Below are 17088 nucleotides of genomic sequence, written 5' to 3'. Positions count from 1 at the left end.
GTCACGTGACGGATACCGCCGCACAGGGGGCCGCTCGTACCGTTCCAGGAAATCCCCGAATTTCGAGGAAGTCACATGGAACAGATCAAGCTCGGCAACGTCACCATTACCCGCGTCTGGGAATACTACGGCTCCGTCGAAATGACGCCCGACACCTTCTTCCCGGAAAGCCCGAAGGAGGTCTGGGAAGACGGCACACCCTGGCTGGCCCCGCATTTCCTGGATTCCGAGACCAATATCGTGAATTCCGCGATCCAGACCTGGCTGCTGCGCAGCGAGGGCAAGACCATCCTCGTCGACACGGGCGTGGGCAATCACAAGGAGCGCCCGTACACACCGGTCTGGAGCCACCTCAAGACCGACTTCCTGGACAACCTCGCCCGGGCCGGCGTCAAACCGGAGGACGTGGACATCGTGATCAACACGCATCTCCACGTCGACCACGTCGGCTGGAACACCTACCTGGACGGGCGGCAGTGGGTGCCGACCTTCCCCAACGCCACCTATCTGATGCCGAAGGACGACTTCGACTTCTGGAACCCGGCCAACGGCCACAAGCCGCTGCTCGGCCGCGGCAACCAGAACGTGTTCGAGGACAGCGTGGCCCCGGTGCACGCGTCCGGCCGGACACTGCTGTGGGAGAACAGCCACCGGATCGACGGCGACCTGCGCCTGGACGCGGCTCCCGGACACACCCCCGGCTCCTCCGTGCTGACCCTCGCCTCCGGAACGGACCGCGCGGTGTTCGTCGGCGACATGCTGCACAACCCGGTGCAGATCCTTGAACCGGACGCCAACAGCTGCTTCTGCGAGGACCCCGCCGGCGCCCGCGCCACCCGCCGCAAGGTGCTGGGCTGGGCGGCCGACAACAACGCCCTCGTCATCCCCGCGCACCTGGGCGGCCACGGCGCCGCCGAGATCGAGCGTGCCGGAAGCAAGTTCGCCATCAAGGGCTGGGCGCCTTTCGCCCCGTACACCGAACAGGCCTGAGCCCGCGGAAAGGCACCAGAAGTGAACCACCACCCCGACCCCGTCGTGACCACCGCGCAGGGCGCCGTCCGCGGCCTGCGCCAGGACGACGGCACCGCCGCGTTCCTGAACATCCCCTACGCCGCGCCTCCCCTCGGGGCCGGCCGATTCGCCCCGCCGCAGCCGCACGAGCCCTGGGACGGCATACGGGACGCCACCGCGCCCGGACCCAACGCACCGCAGTCCGAGCGCAAGCTCGGCAGCGTGGACATGTCCCCGTATTTCGGCGCCGGTTGGAGCCGCGGGGCCGACTACCTCACCGTCAACGTGTGGACGCCCGCAGGCACGAGCGGCGACCTGCCCGTCATGGTGTTCGTCCACGGCGGCGGATTCGTCGCCGGCTCGACGCGCTCCGCGCTGTACGACGGCTCCGCCTTCGCCTACGACGGCGTCGTCCTGGTCACCCTCAACTACCGGCTGGGCATCACCGGGTTCCTCGACATCCCCGGGGCACCCGCCAACCGAGGCCTACTCGACGTCGTCGCCGCGCTGCGCTGGGTGCGGGAGAACATCGCCGCCTTCGGGGGCGACCCCGCCAACGTCACCCTCTTCGGCCAGTCGGCCGGGGCGACCATCGTCGGCGGTGTCCTCGCCACCCCCGACGCCGCGGGCCTCTTCCGCCGGGCAATCGTGCAAAGCGGCAGCGGCCTGGGTGCGTTCACCACCGAGCAGGCCGCCCGCGTCACCGAGGCGGCGGCCGCGGCCCTGGGCATCGAGCCGCACGCGGACGCCTTCGCGGACGTCTCCGACGAGCGTCTGGTCGAGGCCGCCTCCCGCCTCGCCGGGATCGACCTGCAGACCGCCACCCACCACGATCCGCTGATCGGCCTCAGCCCCTTCAGCCTGCTCGGTGGTGAACGCACCCAGCCCGCCGAGGCCGTCGCCGCCGGACTCAGCGCCGACGTCGACCTGCTCGTCGGGACCAACACCGAGGAGGGAAACCTCTACCTGGTCCCCGTCGACAAGTACGACACCTCGACCGCCGAGGACGTCGACGACACGGCCGCGCGCTCGCACCCGGACCCGGCGCGGCTCGTCGAGACGTACCGCAAGGCCCGCCCCGAGGCGTCCTGCGGCGAGCTGCGGTCCGCCATCATGGGTGACGCGCTGTTCGGCGCGGGCAGCCGGGCCCTGGCCGGCGCACACGCCGCCCACCCCATATCCGCCACCTACGCCTACGAGTTCGCCTGGCGCTCGACGGCCCTGGACGGACAGCTCGGCGCCACCCACGCGGTGGAGCTGCCGTTCGTCTTCGATCTCGCGCAACTGCCCCAGCTGCGGGGTGAGGGCGCCCTGCTCGGCCCCGACAAGCCCCCCGCGGAGCTGGCCGCCCGCATGCACGGGACCTGGGTCCGCTTCGCCGCGACCGGCAGCCCCGGCTGGGACCCGTACGACACCGAGCACCGGGCCACGATGCGCATCGACGCCGAGTGGACTCAGGTCGACGACCCGCGCAGCCAGGAACGACAGGCCTGGACCTGACCGCCGTACACCCCCTTCGAACCTCCCTCAAGGACACGCCGTGACCAGAACCGTCATCACCACCGAGAACGCACCCGCCCTGCCGGCCCCGCTGTCCCAGGGCATCCGCAAGGGCCCCGTCCTGCAGGTCTCCGGGCAGCTCCCGCTCGACCCGGACACCGGTGAGGTCGTCGGCAGCACGGTCGCCGAGCAGACCGCACAGACCCTGCGCAACGTCACCGCCGTGCTCAAGGCGGGCGGCGCGGGACTGGAGGACGTCGTGATGCTGCGCGTCCACCTCACCGATCCCGCACACCTGGCCGAGATGAACGAGGCGTACGCAGCGGCCGTCGGCGAGCCGTTCCCCGCCCGCACCACTGTCTACATGCAGCTGCCGCCGGGACTGCTCGTCGAGGTCGACGCCCTGGCAGTGCTGGAGGACTGACCTCGGCCACAGAGCACGGCCGGTCCGAGACGGTCCCCGCACCGCCGTCCGGACCGGCCGCACATCCGTGAAGAGCGAAAGGGGCGGGATGGACGGCCGTCTGCCGAGGGCATGCGCCAGCCTGAGGGTTGCGCCGACAAACCTGTTGGACGCCATGTGCGCTTTGTCGGGGCGCCCATTGCCGCCCCCGGGATCTCATCCGGTACGTCGCGTCTACGGCCAGGTGCTCCATGCAGTGGCGTTGCTGCCGCTGGGGGTGCTGCAGCCGGGCGACGTCAGCGCGGCCACGGAGGTACGCGCCGGCTTCCTGAACGCCGACGTCCCGCCCCCGTCGGACGCGACCGCCCTGTGCATCCGGCAGACGGTCGACGACCTGGGGCCCGCCGACCTGTGGGCGCTGGCCCGCGGCACCGCCGTCACCCGCGACGACCTCGCGTGGGGCGCTGCCGCGACGCTGCTCCAGGGACACCTGGAGCAGTCAGACCCCCTGGACAACCTCGCCGCGCAGACCCTCGTGGATGAGATCGCCGAACGGACCCCATGCCAGTGGGGCCGGTCCCAGGCCGACGCGGTACGCGCCGCGCTGTACCGGACTCTGGCCGACCTCGCCGACGCCCTCCTGGAGGTGTCGGAGTCGACCCCGACACCGCTGGACTGGATGGTCGACGACAGCGGGGGGCGCGCCTCAGCCGTGATCGGCGGAGTGGTCCACGGCGTCCTGGTCCAGACAGCGGAGAAAGCGCACCCGGCCGCGCAGCCCGTCTGGCACCACCCGTCGATCCCTGCCGCACACACTGCCTGGCAGTGGCGGATCGCGAGCGGACCGGCCGACCGTGCGTGCCACGGTCGCGGCCCCTTCCTCTCCGCGCTCGCGGCGCGGCACGCGACCGAATGCGCAATCACAGCACTCACCGCCGGGAGATGCAGCCTGTGAGGGACCAGGCACGCGGACCCGTGCCCACCCACGCCACACTGCGTCCCTGGCAGCTCGTTCCCTGCCATCGGCGTCTCCGCCCAGATCCCGAACGTTCTCACTATGGAGGCGGTGTAGACCTGACGGGTCCACCGTCGCGGTCACCCATCTTCTGGTCCGCCGCCAAGGACCTCTTCTACGACAACGGGCGCATGCCGTGGGCATCAGAGGGACCGCTTCCCCGTCTACGGGCCCTCGCGACCTGGGCCCGCCTGCGAGAGCTCCGGCACCTGCATCTCAAGATCGGCGACGCGCTTGTCAGCGAAGCGCAGGTTCGAGCGAGCTCCCTCGATCCGCTCCTGCAACAGTCGGTGATCCCGGGTGAGCTGCTGGACCCGGTGCTTGAGATTCGTGTTCTCGGTGACCAGCCCCTGGACGGATTCACCGGGCGCGGTCTGGCTGAGGTCCCGCAACTGGCGCATGAGTTCGCCAAGGCGCTGCCGCTGAACGAAGATCTCCTTTTGCGCGCGCGTGAGTTCAGCCTCGGCGTTGAGGGCCCGCTCCCGCCAGGTGGCCTCGATGGATTCGTGCTCGGCAGCAGTGGCGCGGTCATGCCGGCTCTTGCTGTCGGCGATGGCTGCCTGGACGCGGGCACGGGCGTCGGGGTTCTCGTACAGGAAAGTGGCAGAGACGGCCGCCCGCGCTGCGATGCCGCGCACCGTGAGCCGTCCGCGCTCGCGGCGCAGTTGGGCGATGGCCGCGTCGACAGCGGTCAGCTTTCGCTCCGTCTGGCGCCTCCGAGCAGCAACGGCTGCCGCGGTCTGCCCCGGGCCCGAGGCCACGGAGCAGGCGCCGATCCCCGGCATGTCGCCTGTCACCACCGGCGGTGGAACGAGGGCTGCCACGATATTCCCCAGCTCCACCGCGAACTGTACGAGCAGGGCTTCACCGGCGACATCCAGTGCGTCCGCCGTTACTTCCGCCCATTCAAGAAGCCCCATGGCCCCAGGCCGAGGCAGCCGCCAGCCCCTCCTCCCGAACCACGGCCGACACCGAAGCCCCGCCGAATCGTGCGCTGGATCATGACGAACCCCGGACACCTCGCCGACGCCGACGCGGCAGAACTCAAAGAGATCAGAACTGCCTGCCCACACCTCGACGCCGTTACCGCCGCACTGAGCAGCCCATGGAGTTCCGGCCAGGTCGAGGGACACGTCACGCGCGTCAAGCTTCTCAAGCGGATGGGGTTCGGCCGAGCCAACCTCGACCTCCTCCGCAGACGCATTCTCATCGCCACCTGACGCTCGGCCAGGAAACCCTGCTAGCCCACAGGCTAGGTTGCTCGTATGCCGCTCACCCCTGATGACGAGATACTCACACGCGATGAGCTGGTCTCATTCGTCCGCGACCTCCACCAGGACTACCTCCAGCGAGGACACGACTGGGAGAACCACACCCTCGACTGCTTCCTCGATGCCCTTGCGGCGTGGATAGCCAGCTCGGACGCCTGGTACCGAAACTTCGGCAAGGAAGTTCCGGCCAACGGCGACTGGACCTTCATCGCACGAGCCCTCAGCGCGGCCACCGTTTACGAGTAGGCGAACAGGCCCAATGCGCCTGAGCCATGCCAACCAGCGTTTCGCGCTGCCACCGCCACAAGATCTCCGACAGAGCCGAAAAACTTGATCGTCGACAGCAACGGACCCTACCTGGTCGACCGTGTCGACGGCGGTCTCCACCAGATCGGGCCAGTGTCCGCCATCACCGGCGCCGGGGAGGCCGGCTACCGCAGCCGCATCCGGAAGATGCCTATCCGGACCGCCGTGGGCGACCTGCACGACGAGATCCGCCAGACTGCGGCGGCCCAGGGACGGATCATCGCCATGCACCTGCTGCGACAGCACGTTCCAGAACTGGCACACGGCGAAGTCATCGAATACGTGACCGCCCTGCAGACCGGCCCCGCACCACCTCATCTTGTGGACGCTGTCACCAGGGCTCTCATCCCAGCTCTTGATCCTGTTCTCGCCTTGCGCACTATCCACTCCGGGCAGAGCACTGAGCGCTGAAACTCGGGCAACTACCCCGTGGTCCGGATAGGCCGTGCCCGACCGAGCACCTGGGACAACAAGATTAGTTCAGGCGTGCGGCGACAGGATCTCGATCACGGTAGCCGTTCCGGCAACAGGTCGGGCCTCGTGCATGGTGATCACATCGCCGCACTTCAGATGCCTCCACTGCTCGGGGCTCAAGGGAGCCAGCCGAACGTCGGCGGTCTCTCCCGGGCCGAGCTCCTGCGCATACTCCACCCACAGCCTTGCGATGTTCAGCTCTCGCTCCCCGTCGGCATTGCGGTTGCCGATGTCCCACATCGGCCGGATCCGTCCGTCTGCGGCAAAAGCAGTCCGGCGGCAGCCCTCCTCTGCACTCACCAGGCTCAGGGTCGCCCGGACGGTGCCGTTTTGGACCTCCCAGCCACGCCACTCGCACCAACGACGGCTGCGGTCGAGCATCATCTGCCGAGCAGCTTCGGCTAGGAGGTCCCAGAAGTCCACGGACACGGGGTGGACATCCCCGATCTCGATGAGAACGCCGAGCACCATCTCCCACTCCTGGCGCCCGATTTCCTCGCGCACGTCCCCGACCGTCTGGCCGTTCTCTGCCGCTGCCTCCTCCGGCAGCAGGGCGACGGCTTGGCGAAGGAGCGTGAACGCGTCATCCATGTGCTGCATTCTCCCCCGTCTCCGGACGCTCGCTGGAGGACGATCAGGCCTGCCGGAGTTGGCTGCGCGACACGCCCGAATGCTCCCTGGCCCCGAGATTATTGCCCGCTACTTTGAGTAACACGACTGCGATTCGGCCCCGCCAGGCAGTCTGGGCTGGTTCGGATAATCTTGCGTGCGATGCCCGATGCTGCAGGTCAGCCCGAAGATGCTGCCGAGGCTCGCAGAGATCGAGAAGGACCTGATCCTCCGTCGCAAGCGAGCCGAGGAGGAGCAGTGGCTCGGTGAGATCGAGGGCATCGACCTGACGCTGGCCTTCGTCCGCACCAAGCAGGCCGACGCGGCCCGCCTCACGCGCCGAACCCCCGTCGCCCTCGGCATCCCAACCGTCCCATCCCCGAACAGATGACGACCAGAGGTCGGGTGCCGGCGATGCTGCTCCCGAAAGACGAAGGCCACGGCGTGAGTGAATAGGGGGCATGCTCTTCGACTTCACGCACGACCACGACGGTGAACGGCTCAGCGGTGTATACGGCGGTGATCCCTCCGAGGTCACCGCCGTGGTGCTGCACGGGGCGGGCAACAGCAGCATGGAGCGACTGCTCCCGCTGGTACAGGAGTTCGTGGCCCACGGCTGCCGAGGGGTCGCCTTCGACTTCTCCGGGCACGGCGAAAGCACCGGAAAGCTCAGTGAGTTAAGCCTGCAGCGACGGTTCGAGCAGGCCGTCGCGGTGATCGACGCGTACGCCGGGGTGGACGGGCCGCTGGTCCTGGTGGGTTTCAGCATGAGCGGGCAGACAGTCGCGGATCTCGTCGCCCACTACGGGGATCGAGTGGCGGCGCTGGGGCTGTGCGCGCCCGCCATGTACACCGCCGCGGCTTGGGACGTGCCCTTCGAGGAAGGGAACGGGCGGTTCAGCGGGACCATCCGGCGGCCGGACAGCTGGCGGGAGGCGCCCGCGCTTCAGGTGCTGCGGGCCTACGAGGGCCGGGCGGTGCTCGCCGTGCCGGGCACAGACACGGTGATCCCGGCCGCGGTGACCGAGGCCGTACAGGACGCGCTGGCCGCGCGCGCCCAGTACACGCGGTTCGACCTTCCGGACGCGCAGCACCAGCTGGGAATGTGGTTCCGCGATCACGACGAGGACCGGCGGCAGTTCGTGGAGGCGGTACTGACCGGACTCGACGACCGTGGCTGGTCTGCCACGTGCGCGTGGCTGGCCAAGCAGCTCGGCCACGGCCGCTCGGTCGCCGACTCCCGTCTTCTGTCAGGCGGTTGGAGCTCCCAGATGCGCCGGCTCACGCTCGACGACGACACGACCCTGGTGCAACGGACCTTCGTAAAGCCGTTCTTCCGCCACCACGGGCCCGGGCTGCTGGCCCGCGAGGCGTCCGTCCTGGCACTTCTCGCCGGGAAGGAGGGCATCCCGGCACCTGGTCTCGTCGCCGTGGACGCCACGGCCGAACACTGCAACCACCCGACGCTGTTGATGTCCGCGCTGCCGGGCCGCGTCCGTGTGGACGGGGACGACCTCGACCGGCGCCTGGACCTGCTCGCCGCCCAGCTTGTCCGCGTCCACGGCGTCGTACCGGCCGAAAGACCGCGCCCCTACCAGGCGTGGACCTCCCCGGAGCGCGTCCGCACCCCGAACGGCCCCCTGTGGGAGCGGGCCGTGGACGTGATCCGCCGCGACCCGCCGCCGTACGACGGCTGCTTTCTGCACCGCGACTTCCACCCCGGCAACGTGCTCTTCACGGGAGCCGGACCCACGCTGCGGATCACCGGTGTCGTGGACTGGGTCGAGACCTCGTGGGGACCTGCCGACCTGGACGTGGCGCACTGCTCGACCGCGCTCGCGCTGCTGCACGGGCCGGCGTACGGGCTGGAGTTCCGCGAGCGGTACGAGGGACACGGTGGCCGCGACCTCGCCGACGGCCCCGACCACCTGTACTGGCGGCTGCTCGACGCCCTGCACTACTGCCCCGACGCGGCGAAATTGGCCGGGCCGTGGCGTGAGCTGGGGCGGGACGATCTGACGTCCGAGGTGCTGCGAGAACGGTTGGAGGCGTACGTGGACGGACTGCTGCAGCGATGCGGCTGACCGGCCCTGGATCATTCGTCTGACACCGACCCGAGGAGGGTGCGCAATGACTGCCGTGGTGCTCGTTCATGGCCTGTATCACCGTCCCGAGCACTTCGCCGTGGTGGCAGAACGCTTGCGGACCGGAGGAACCGAGGTTGTCGTTCCCGAGCTCCCCCCGGGGCTCATTGTCCGCTGACACAGCCGCGGTCCAGGCTGTCATCGACTCGCTACCGGAGCCTCCGATTGTGCTGGGTCACTTCTACGTCGGGTCAGTGATCACTGGGCTGGGCGGGGCGGGACAACTGGTCCATCTGGCGGCCTTCGTGCCGGATGTCGGCGGGAGCGCGGCCACTCTGGGTGGCGCGTCCCCGCAGCTCCAGGACGCGATCAACTCTGGGCCCGACGGCTCTACCAGCCTGTACCCCGACCGGGCTGCGGGCACCCTCTACGGCGACTGTCCCGAACCTCTCGCCCCTGGGCGGTTGGCCTGCTGCGTGCGCAAGACATACCGATGCCTCGATATCGCCCGTTCCCAAGCCCATGCCCGTAACTCCCGCCGCCGGCGCCGGAGGACGGCCGCGCCCGGATGCCTCCTTCTGCTCCGAGCCGAAGATCGACTGCTCCAGAGCTTGTTCGCGGGCAGCGAGGACGTACGGGTAGCTGTGGGGGAACGCGCTCAACCGGACCCCGTCATCCTCGATCAGGCTGCTCCCTGCCACGTGGCCCATCCCGCGACAAACGCGCCGTGGATACCGCCGGACAGGCCGATTGCGGCATGCTGGGGTCATGAACAGGTACGTGGCATCCTAGCCCTACACTCTGCCGACGGCGCTGGCCGAGCTGGACGGGCCGACGACGGGTACAGTCACGCTGCCCCGTCACCTCGACTGGGGTCCCCGATACGTCTACGACCTGGCCGACCAGGCTGATGTCGTGTTGATGTACGAACGGGTCATCCGTGAGGCCCAGACACCGGCCGACCTCGAGACCTACCTGAACGGCCCGCTTCTGCGGCAATCGCATGAGCGATGACGTCGACCTGTTCGCGCCCATCGATCGCGCCGCCGACGAGATGCCCGAAGCGGTCGCCCGGCTCATCAAGGCGTATTCGGCGACTGGATACACGGTGGAGACGGCCCAATAGACCCCTACCTACAGCCGGTTGAACGTCATCGATCCGTCCACCGGATCACAAACCAAGGTGGAACTCGTCGCAGAATTCCTCTGCCATGCGCCCGTCCCCTCCGAGCTCGGTCCTGTGCTCCACCGTGACGACGTCGCCGCCGGCAAAACCGGCGCCCTGTTCACCCGGGCCGAGGTCCGCGACGCCATCGATGACGGCCTGCTCAAGACCGGCTACAGCCGCGAGCGGCTGATCGAACTCGCCACACAGAACGACGCCGGATTCGACCGACGGATGTTCGTCGACGCCCTCCGCCGTGTGCAGCGCTACACCGACAAGCAATACGCCGCCTACGGCCTCGACACCCAGGCAGCCGCCGCGCTCCGCCAGCAGTTCAACGACTGGCAACGACAACTCACCCAGCCCGAATCCGACCAAGATCGCAGCTGAACCAGAGTGAAATCCTCCCGCGCCAGGCAGCGTCGGCTGAGGCGATCCGGCGCATCGTCTGAGCCACGCCACTGAACCGCCGCCGACGGAAATCAGGTCGGCCACGGCCCGCAGAACTGCGCGGCCTCCGGGAGGTCCCTCGACACCTGATGGGTGTGCTCCCGGATGACATCGTGCGGTCGGAAACGGCGTGGTCCGTCGGAGGACTGGACTACGACAGCCAGACGAGCGGTGAGCAGTTCACCCACCGCCCTGGGGGGGACCGCCGGGATAGGACGGCTCAAGCGCCCTGGCGACCCTGTCCGTGCAGGTCAGGGTTTCGGCACAGGCCAGGACGCGCTCACCACCTCACGACCGCTCAGGTACCCCGGCGGGCTCGCTCGACGATCTCGTCCTCCTTGAGCGGCACATCGTGGTGACTGAGGCAGATCGGCACCTCGATCTTGCTGAATCCGGTCCCCTCGCTTGCGGCGTTGAACATGCCGGCCTTGAGACCGGCGAGGTTGTCGAGGACTGCGTTCCGCGCCTGAGCCATGGTCCTGGCCGCCTCGATGTGGGCAGGTCCTGTGAGTCGGCCGATGAACTGGTTCACGGTGTTGCCCAGCGCCTGGTTGTGGATCCCCCTGGGGAGCTGTGAGGCGAGGACTATCCCGAGTCCGTACTTGCGTATCTGTCGGATGAGTTCGACCGTGCTGTCCGTACTCGGATTCGATGCACCGGAGGGCACGAAGTTCTGCGCCTCGTCCATCACCAGCAGCCCGCCCAGGGCACGGTCGCCGACCGGGTGTGCCCTGAACCATGAGAACAAGGTCGCCTGGAGGCGGCTGACGAATTGGGCCGGTCCGTCGCCGGACAGGCCGATGAAGCTGATCACCGAGATACGGGCGGCCTTTCCCGGCGACGGGATCAGGAGCATGCCGGGATCGGCGGGTGCGCCGGACTCCCCGAACAGCGGGTCGGTCTCCATCGCGGCTTCCAGCGTGTCCGCCATCTGAACCGCGAAGCGACTGGTCCTGCTGTTCACGATGTCGCTCGGGGGCTCGGCGAGCAGCTCGACGAAGCCGGCCAGGGTCTTGCCGCCGTCGCGCGCGTACCGTTCGAGGGCACGTTTGAGGACCCCCAGCTGCTGGGTCGCGCGAGCACTGCTGCCGCGTACACCGGCATGTGGCGCGAGTGAGGTCACGGTCGACCTGACCAGACGGGGGAAGTCGTCCTCGTCGTCAAGGACGGGACCGAAATCGGGAAGCGGGTAGAAGGAGATCGGACGTCCCCGGTTCAGACCCGGTGTCCACACCACCACTTCGACATCCGCGAAATAGCGTCGGGCCTCGCGCTCATGGTCGTTCGTCCAACCCATCGGCGGGCGCGACCAGGGGTCGCCGAGCCGTGCGAGGTCGTCGTTCGGATCCAGCACGATCGCCGAGACTCCGCGCAGAGCGCACTGCTCCACAAGTCGCTTGATCAGGACCGTCTTGCCCGATCCCGCCGCGCCCACCACCGCGGTGTGCATCCGGAGTCGTTCCATGGGTACCGCAAACGAACGGCCGCCCCGGACCGTGGTTCCGACGACGATTTCGGTACGAGCGGGCTCGGCGTCCTCCGGTATGCCCGCCGCATCCGCCGCCACCCCGGAGCCGACTTCCGTGGTCGCGATGCCGAGATGCTGCCGTAAGTCTCCCAGCACCGGCGCGAAGACCTCGATGCGGGAAGCGGGGCGCTCCTGTCGCAGCCATTCGTCCAGGTCTGACGTACGGTCGTCGAGCATGGCCCGGAGGGCGGCCAGGGTCCGGAGGTCGGCGGCGCCGATCGGTAACGACACGCCGCCCCGCGCCTCGAAGTCGTCCTTGATGTCCTTGGTCCTGGGGCCGCTCGGGTACGGCGTGTTCCGCAGCAGGATCAGCCGACGGCTCGCCAGGTCGGCCGTCAGGCCGGCCTCCACGGCCGCGTTACGGATCCGGTTCTGGGCGGCGATGGCGTTGTTCGCGGCGATCGCCCGGAAGGACCAGTGGAATTCGTTCTCGCTGGCCTCGTCCACGACATAGCGCAACCGGGCGTGCAACGCCGCCTTGCGGCCGAAGTCGGTCTCGATGGAGAACCGCGTCTCGTCGGCGCCCAGTTCCCTGACCAGACTCCGCAGCCCCGCGCCCAGCAGAGCGGGCAGCAACCCGTCCTCGGTCGTGGGGTCGAGCGGCCCGAGGTCGTCCGCCTCGGCACGGAGCTTGTCGAAGGACTCCGTCAGGGTGCTCAGGTCGACGGCCCTCGCCGGTGCGGGCGGTGCGACTGCCGTGGGCTCCGCGTCTGTCAGGGAGATCAGTTCGGCCACCGTGCCGGTCTGCAGACACGCCTCGATGTGCTTCTGGACCCGGATGAGCAGCCGCCGTGCGGTGTAACGGTGTGGGGCTTCGGCCAGCGCCGCCGGGGTGACCGGCCAGGTGGGATACCGCGGGGTGAACCCCAGCGACTCGTAGTAGCGCCGAAAGCGGCTGCTGACGATGGCGGCGGCGGTGGCCTCGTCGGGAATCGCGCCGAGCGTCGGCAGAACCTCGAACCGGTCCAGGGCGGACCGGACCGCCGCCCGGGAGATCTGCTCCCAGGTGTCCTCGTGGCACGCCACGACCATCAGGGTCCGGCGGGCTTCCTCCCGCAGTTCCATCAGGCCGGTGGCGATCTCACCGCTCAGCCGCTTCGCGGCCCGGCCCTCGCCTGAAGCGGGCGACGTCAGCGACGACGTCTGCGCGGCGGACACCAGGGTGTCGAGCTGGTCGAAGGCGAACACCAGCGGTCCGACCAGGGCGAACAGGCGCGTCAGCTCGCGGAGGACGAGTTGGGCCGATCGCCCGCCCGGCGACATCCCCCAGGCGGCGCGCTTGTTCCCGTCGTCGGCATTGAGCGCGAAGTAGGCCCTGCCGATCTCCACGGAATCGCCGGTGGAGGCTATGAGCGCCAGCGCGCGGGCCGTGTCCGCGGCCTCGCTGCCCACCTGTCGGTCGATGGTCCGGATCCCCCGGACGAACGCGTCGACATGGGCGCGCGTCAACTCGCGCCGGCCAGTGACGGCGTTATGGGTGTCCGTGTCGAGGCGAGCCCGGCGCGAAAGCTCGTCGAGCAGGCGAGTCAGTTGTTCCTGGCCGCCCTCGTCCGCCCGGTAGAGACTGTCGACGAGACTGTCGGTGGTGCTCTCCCAGAAGCTCCGGCCGGTGACGAGCCTGATGTAGAAGAAGGAGCCGCCGTGCTCCTGGATCTCGTGGCGGGTCCAGCCGAGCAGATGCGTCTTGCCCGAGCCGCTCTCGCCACGCACCACGGTCGCCACCGGCGAGTGGGCGCGCTCGGCGGCCCTCATCGCCCTCCCCAGCCGCCGGAACACCTCAGGATGAAGGCCGTCGACGTGGTAGGAGGTCACTGGTGTCCAGATCTCTTCCTGGGTCAGCGCGGTGTTGATGTACAGCGTCTCCAGGGCGGCGAGTTCCCCGTTCACGCCGGTCCGATCCGCAGCAGGTGGCGGGGTTCGCCGCCGATGTCGACGGCGGCTCTGCGGTCCTCGTCGCTGAGCGTGCGCTGGTTGAGCTCGCCCATCAGCTGTACGTCGTTCTGCTCGATCATCCGGTCGAGTTCGGCGTCGACGGCCCCTCGCGGCAGGTCCGCAAGCCTTGAGCGCAGCGCCGACAGCCTGACCCAACTGCCCGGTTTCCGACGGACGGTGAGTTCCGTGTAGACCGCGCGGATCCAGTCCTCGACGTCGGGCTGGAAGAACTCGCCGAACTTGGTGCCGGAGCGGGCCAGGTACTGTCCGACGGTGTCCAACACCGCATAGAGCACCCCGGCCGGAAACTTCGCTCCGTCCGGGCGTCCGGCCACCAGAGCGGACTCGCACCAGGTCCGGCCCGCGGACGTGAGCTGGTGCGTGTTGACCGCACCGGCCTTCCTGGTCACGATCCGCTCGGCATCCTGGTTCACTCGCCGTCGCACCGCCGCGGTGATCTCCAGGCCGGCGAGTTCGCGCAGTTCACGGTTGGTCACCGGCCGTGCGACCACCATCAGGGCGAACAGCGATGCATGATCCCGTACAGTCAACTCCGTCGGCACAGTACCCCTCCTCGATGAGCCGAAATCCGGTCAGATGTCGAACCCCCGCCTGGGCACCAGTTCCACCCGGCCGGTCATGCTGGACAACTCGCCCATGACGGTGATCACCTGCCGTTCCCGATGCGCGGTGATCGCACCGTCGTACGAGGCCTGGTCCGGGAGCCGCACCCAGACGGCCCGCCGGACCAGTTCGGCGTGCTCGGTACGCAACTCACCACGGACCTTGATCCGCCACCGGTCGTTGCCGGAGGAGTCGTCATGCAGCCCCTCGACCACACCGGAGACCGTCGCGGCACCGGTGGCGTTGAGGCCGCGAAGCCGCAGGGACGCGGCGTGCAGAAGCGATCCCGAGGTCTCCGGGAACGCGACGACGCGTGACGGCACATCGAGTGGCTGCGAGCGCGCCCACCGGAAGCCGATCTCGAAGGGCTCGCTCCGGTCAAAACCGGAGAGCTCACTGAGCGCCTTGCACAGATCCGCGGAGACGCCGGCCGTAACGGTCTCGTCGAAGGCCGCGGGCGCTTCCGCCGCTACGGCCGCCTGGGCCGCGCTCACCGCCTCGAGCATCTGGACCAGCACGGCCCGACCGGTGACCTGCTCCCCGCTCGGGGTTCGGGCCGTCGCGTCCGCCGCCACCCGGATCTCGACGACGTAGCTCCCGGCGCGGGAGGGGCCGAGTTCGGCTGCGCGCAAGAGGTCGCCCACCACGCCCGGTTGCCGGCCGGCGAAGGCGAAGTGCGGACCCTGCACGACGGTGCGCGCCGCCGCCGTCAGGACGTTGCGGACACCCAGCACCGTCTGCGTACCCAGGAGCAGCGAGGTGTAGCCGGGGTCGTGGCCGGCGGGAAACGTGCGGAAGGACTGCTTGTCCAGCTGCGGTCTGGCGATCTCCAGGGCGATGTCGCCCGCCGGCCGGTCCTCCAGCGCGCACAGACAGCGCAGGATCTCCCGTACTCGGCTGTCGTTGTCGCCCATGCCGTCGCGAGCGGGAACCAACACCTCGTAGTCGCCCAGATGTTGCCAGACACTCGCTCCGCGCCAGCCTTGCGGATCCCGCTCCCAGCCCGTTTCCGCCAGATAGCTGGCGATGTCATCGACCTTCAGCGGAATCGTCATCGGTTCCCCTACCAGTCGGACTGCGTCTCGGTGAGCCGGCGCAGTGAGGCGGCGGTGAGCACGTTCGCTGTCGGAACTCTGACCGGGCGCCTTCGGCTACGGGCGGGGTCCTTGATCGGCTCCTCGGCGCGAAGCGAGACGAAGTAGCCGAGGTGACGGAGCAGCACACCGTCGGTGCTCATGGCCGCGTACGCCTGGTTGTCGGCGGGGACGCAGATGACGAACAGAAACCGGGGCACGGTGAAGTCGGGACCGGCGAGCTTGTTGAACTGCCGCTCGTTGAGCCCGCGGAAGTTCAGGTGGCCGGACGACACGGACGGCTTCGACCATGTCTTGATCTGAGCCTCGACAGTGGGTGACAGCGTCCGTCCGTAGCGGCCGGTGGCGCGGAACCCGAGGTCGACCCCGTCCGCGTCGATATCGCCTTGCACGACGATCAGCCCTGCCGCAGAGGCCAGCACACGGACGTAGTCTTCGCCGAACTTGCCCTGATGCTGCTTCGCATCGAGCACGAAAGCCCCCCAATGTCCCCCTACTGTGGCACACAGTAGTCGGAATCTTACGGCACGCGCTAACGACTGTCAGGGCCCCATAACGGACCTTCCGACAGGCCTGCGAAACGATGGCCGGCAGGTAGCTGTTCATCCCTGATGCGATGTAGGGGCGGGCCTCCGCTCCGGCCGAGTACAGACGATGCTGTGGTTGCCGCATCTGGCTCGTTCTCCCGTTCTGGGAAGTCAAGAGGCCTTGATGTGCCACCTGTCCGTGCCCGTGGTCACCGCCCACACTGCATTCGGAGCCACCACCCTCGTCCTGATGCTCCTCGCGGCCGTCCGACCCTGAACCTGTACCGGGATCCAGCGCCGCCGCCTGGGCAAGCTGATCACCAAGCCGGCCGAGCCGTGGACAGCCCGCGAGGAGTCCCGGCTCCGCGAACGCCGAGGTCGTGAACGGCAGCGCGCCGCTGGGTCAGGCCGGGGCCACGAACTGGCCTTCACGAATCGGATGGTCGCCACTTGGCCATCCCTGCGCTTCCAACTCCCGCACGCCGCCCTCGCCCTGTTGTCCTGAACTTCACCCGGTGACCGCCCTGTACGCCGGCAGACTGGTTCAAGCGGCAGTGACCCCTGGGGTTGCTGTGCATGTTCATGTCTCGTTCCTCGGTGCCGGCGTGGTGCCGTCCACCGCTGCCGACGGCACCAGAGTGAGCCGTGGGGTGGGCGCGCCCGAGGAAAGATCGTGATCCGCATCTGAACAGGCCGGTCTGTGTCTGAACAGGCCCACGAGGCAGGTAACTCGCGACGTGCGGGCCTGCGTGGCGAGCGTGCCCTCGACCGATACCGGCGAGCGGGCGGTCCGGAGCGGGCCGATCTCCATGGCGCCTCGTCAAGCAGGCCGCCCCCACTCGGGCACCGCACGTGGCACATGAGCCGTCGTCCACGGGGCGTGCGGGTGTCCTGGTTCACCTTGGAGACGCTGAGCACCGCTATCGGGAAGTCGAAGGTCGACGGGGCCACCGCCGGCACCGTCGCCCGGATTCGCCGGGCCGATTTGACCGTCATTGATCTATGCCGAGACCGCGACTATGCCGAGAAGGCTGCCGGCAAGCGTGATCGCGGGCTGCGCGGCGGCTGTTGTGCTCGGCATAGTCGACGGCGGGT

18 protein-coding genes and 1 pseudogene are annotated in these 17088 nt (G+C 68.8%); 13 read left to right on the top strand and 6 right to left on the bottom strand.

All coding sequences use genetic code 11. The features are described from left to right. Positions 1–75 precede the first annotated feature (75 nt). From AB0D14_RS41975 to AB0D14_RS41960, 4 genes are all read left to right on the top strand, one after another. Positions 76–990, top strand: a complete 915-nt coding sequence (locus AB0D14_RS41975; protein ID WP_362789900.1) for an MBL fold metallo-hydrolase — start codon at positions 76–78, stop codon at positions 988–990. 21 nt (positions 991–1011) lie between these two features. After that, positions 1012–2511, top strand: coding sequence for a carboxylesterase family protein (locus AB0D14_RS41970; protein ID WP_362789897.1), 1500 nt, complete (start codon positions 1012–1014; stop codon positions 2509–2511). A gap of 40 nt (positions 2512–2551) precedes the next feature. Then, positions 2552–2935 carry a Rid family hydrolase gene (locus AB0D14_RS41965; RefSeq protein ID WP_362789894.1) on the top strand — a complete coding sequence of 128 codons (384 nt, stop codon included), beginning with the start codon at positions 2552–2554 and terminating at the stop codon, positions 2933–2935. A 235-nt stretch (positions 2936–3170) separates the two neighbouring features. Next, complete coding sequence (locus AB0D14_RS41960) at positions 3171–3869, top strand: hypothetical protein (protein WP_362789891.1); 699 nt, start codon at positions 3171–3173, stop codon at positions 3867–3869. A gap of 224 nt (positions 3870–4093) precedes the next feature. On the opposite strand, the gene AB0D14_RS41955 is transcribed toward AB0D14_RS41960, so the two are convergent. After that, on the bottom strand, positions 4094–4849 hold the full coding sequence (locus tag AB0D14_RS41955) for a DUF6262 family protein (protein ID WP_362789888.1): 756 nt from the start codon (positions 4847–4849) through the stop codon (positions 4094–4096). Positions 4850–4930: 81 nt separating this feature from the next. On the opposite strand from AB0D14_RS41955, the gene AB0D14_RS41950 reads away from it, so the two are divergent. From AB0D14_RS41950 to AB0D14_RS41940, 3 genes are all read left to right on the top strand, one after another. Further along, complete coding sequence (locus tag AB0D14_RS41950) at positions 4931–5149, top strand: transposase (protein WP_362789937.1); 219 nt, start codon at positions 4931–4933, stop codon at positions 5147–5149. A gap of 45 nt (positions 5150–5194) precedes the next feature. Beyond that, a complete protein-coding gene (locus AB0D14_RS41945) occupies positions 5195–5446 on the top strand; it encodes a hypothetical protein (RefSeq protein ID WP_362789884.1) in 252 nt (83 codons plus the stop codon). A gap of 84 nt (positions 5447–5530) precedes the next feature. Continuing rightward, positions 5531–5917, top strand: coding sequence for a hypothetical protein (locus tag AB0D14_RS41940; RefSeq protein WP_362789881.1), 387 nt, complete (start codon positions 5531–5533; stop codon positions 5915–5917). Positions 5918–5986: 69 nt separating this feature from the next. Here AB0D14_RS41940 and AB0D14_RS41935 read toward each other — a convergent pair whose 3' ends face one another. Then, positions 5987–6580: a hypothetical protein gene (locus AB0D14_RS41935; protein WP_362789878.1), complete on the bottom strand. Its 594-nt coding sequence runs from the start codon at positions 6578–6580 to the stop codon at positions 5987–5989. A 178-nt stretch (positions 6581–6758) separates the two neighbouring features. Between AB0D14_RS41935 and AB0D14_RS41930 the strand changes: the two genes are divergently transcribed. The 5 genes and pseudogenes from AB0D14_RS41930 to AB0D14_RS41910 all read left to right on the top strand — a co-directional run bounded on the left by AB0D14_RS41930 (position 6759) and on the right by AB0D14_RS41910 (position 10228). Beyond that, entirely contained in the window at positions 6759–6980 is a 222-nt protein-coding gene (locus tag AB0D14_RS41930) for a recombinase (protein WP_362789875.1), read from the top strand. A gap of 70 nt (positions 6981–7050) precedes the next feature. Continuing rightward, positions 7051–8673 carry an alpha/beta fold hydrolase gene (locus AB0D14_RS41925; protein ID WP_362789872.1) on the top strand — a complete coding sequence of 541 codons (1623 nt, stop codon included), beginning with the start codon at positions 7051–7053 and terminating at the stop codon, positions 8671–8673. Positions 8674–8719: 46 nt separating this feature from the next. Next, positions 8720–9157 (top strand): annotated as a pseudogene (locus AB0D14_RS41920) (alpha/beta hydrolase); the annotation flags it as partial. A 519-nt stretch (positions 9158–9676) separates the two neighbouring features. Beyond that, entirely contained in the window at positions 9677–9799 is a 123-nt protein-coding gene (locus tag AB0D14_RS41915) for a hypothetical protein (RefSeq protein WP_362789870.1), read from the top strand. Positions 9800–9817: 18 nt separating this feature from the next. Next, entirely contained in the window at positions 9818–10228 is a 411-nt protein-coding gene (locus tag AB0D14_RS41910; protein ID WP_362789867.1) for a hypothetical protein, read from the top strand. Between the two features lie 358 nt (positions 10229–10586). On the opposite strand, the gene AB0D14_RS41905 is transcribed toward AB0D14_RS41910, so the two are convergent. The 4 genes from AB0D14_RS41905 to AB0D14_RS41890 are packed head-to-tail and all read right to left on the bottom strand — an operon-like array spanning position 10587 to position 15939. After that, entirely contained in the window at positions 10587–13703 is a 3117-nt protein-coding gene (locus AB0D14_RS41905; protein ID WP_362789864.1) for a DUF87 domain-containing protein, read from the bottom strand. Continuing rightward, positions 13700–14311, bottom strand: coding sequence for a hypothetical protein (locus tag AB0D14_RS41900; protein WP_362789861.1), 612 nt, complete (start codon positions 14309–14311; stop codon positions 13700–13702). The genes AB0D14_RS41905 and AB0D14_RS41900 overlap by 4 nt, the downstream gene beginning before the upstream one ends. Before the next feature lie 30 nt (positions 14312–14341). Further along, on the bottom strand, positions 14342–15427 hold the full coding sequence (locus tag AB0D14_RS41895) for a hypothetical protein (protein ID WP_362789858.1): 1086 nt from the start codon (positions 15425–15427) through the stop codon (positions 14342–14344). Positions 15428–15435: 8 nt separating this feature from the next. Further along, a complete protein-coding gene (locus tag AB0D14_RS41890; protein ID WP_362789855.1) occupies positions 15436–15939 on the bottom strand; it encodes a DUF4365 domain-containing protein in 504 nt (167 codons plus the stop codon). Between the two features lie 955 nt (positions 15940–16894). Between AB0D14_RS41890 and AB0D14_RS41885 the strand changes: the two genes are divergently transcribed. Further along, positions 16895–17088: hypothetical protein (locus AB0D14_RS41885; RefSeq protein WP_362789853.1), on the top strand; the 194-nt coding region annotated here is incomplete at its 3' end.

It is taken from the genome of Streptomyces sp. NPDC048484 (genome assembly GCF_040651415.1).
GTDB lineage: Bacteria > Actinomycetota > Actinomycetes > Streptomycetales > Streptomycetaceae > Streptomyces.
The sequence above is the reverse complement of the archived record's forward strand: the minus strand, read 5'-3'. Positions and strand labels throughout refer to the sequence as shown.

What these genes read in the sequence shown, in the direction of transcription:
- AB0D14_RS41915 (WP_362789870.1), top strand. Translation starts at nt 9,677, where the DNA reads ATGAGCGATGACGTCGACCTGTTCGCGCCCATCGATCGCGCCGCCGAC.
- AB0D14_RS41930 (WP_362789875.1), top strand. Translation starts at nt 6,759, where the DNA reads ATGCTGCAGGTCAGCCCGAAGATGCTGCCGAGGCTCGCAGAGATCGAG.
- AB0D14_RS41935 (WP_362789878.1), bottom strand. Translation starts at nt 6,580, where the DNA reads ATGCAGCACATGGATGACGCGTTCACGCTCCTTCGCCAAGCCGTCGCC.
- AB0D14_RS41925 (WP_362789872.1), top strand. Translation starts at nt 7,051, where the DNA reads ATGCTCTTCGACTTCACGCACGACCACGACGGTGAACGGCTCAGCGGT.
- AB0D14_RS41955 (WP_362789888.1), bottom strand. Translation starts at nt 4,849, where the DNA reads ATGGGGCTTCTTGAATGGGCGGAAGTAACGGCGGACGCACTGGATGTC.
- AB0D14_RS41950 (WP_362789937.1), top strand. Translation starts at nt 4,931, where the DNA reads ATGACGAACCCCGGACACCTCGCCGACGCCGACGCGGCAGAACTCAAA.
- AB0D14_RS41945 (WP_362789884.1), top strand. Translation starts at nt 5,195, where the DNA reads ATGCCGCTCACCCCTGATGACGAGATACTCACACGCGATGAGCTGGTC.
- AB0D14_RS41895 (WP_362789858.1), bottom strand. Translation starts at nt 15,427, where the DNA reads ATGACGATTCCGCTGAAGGTCGATGACATCGCCAGCTATCTGGCGGAA.
- AB0D14_RS41975 (WP_362789900.1), top strand. Translation starts at nt 76, where the DNA reads ATGGAACAGATCAAGCTCGGCAACGTCACCATTACCCGCGTCTGGGAA.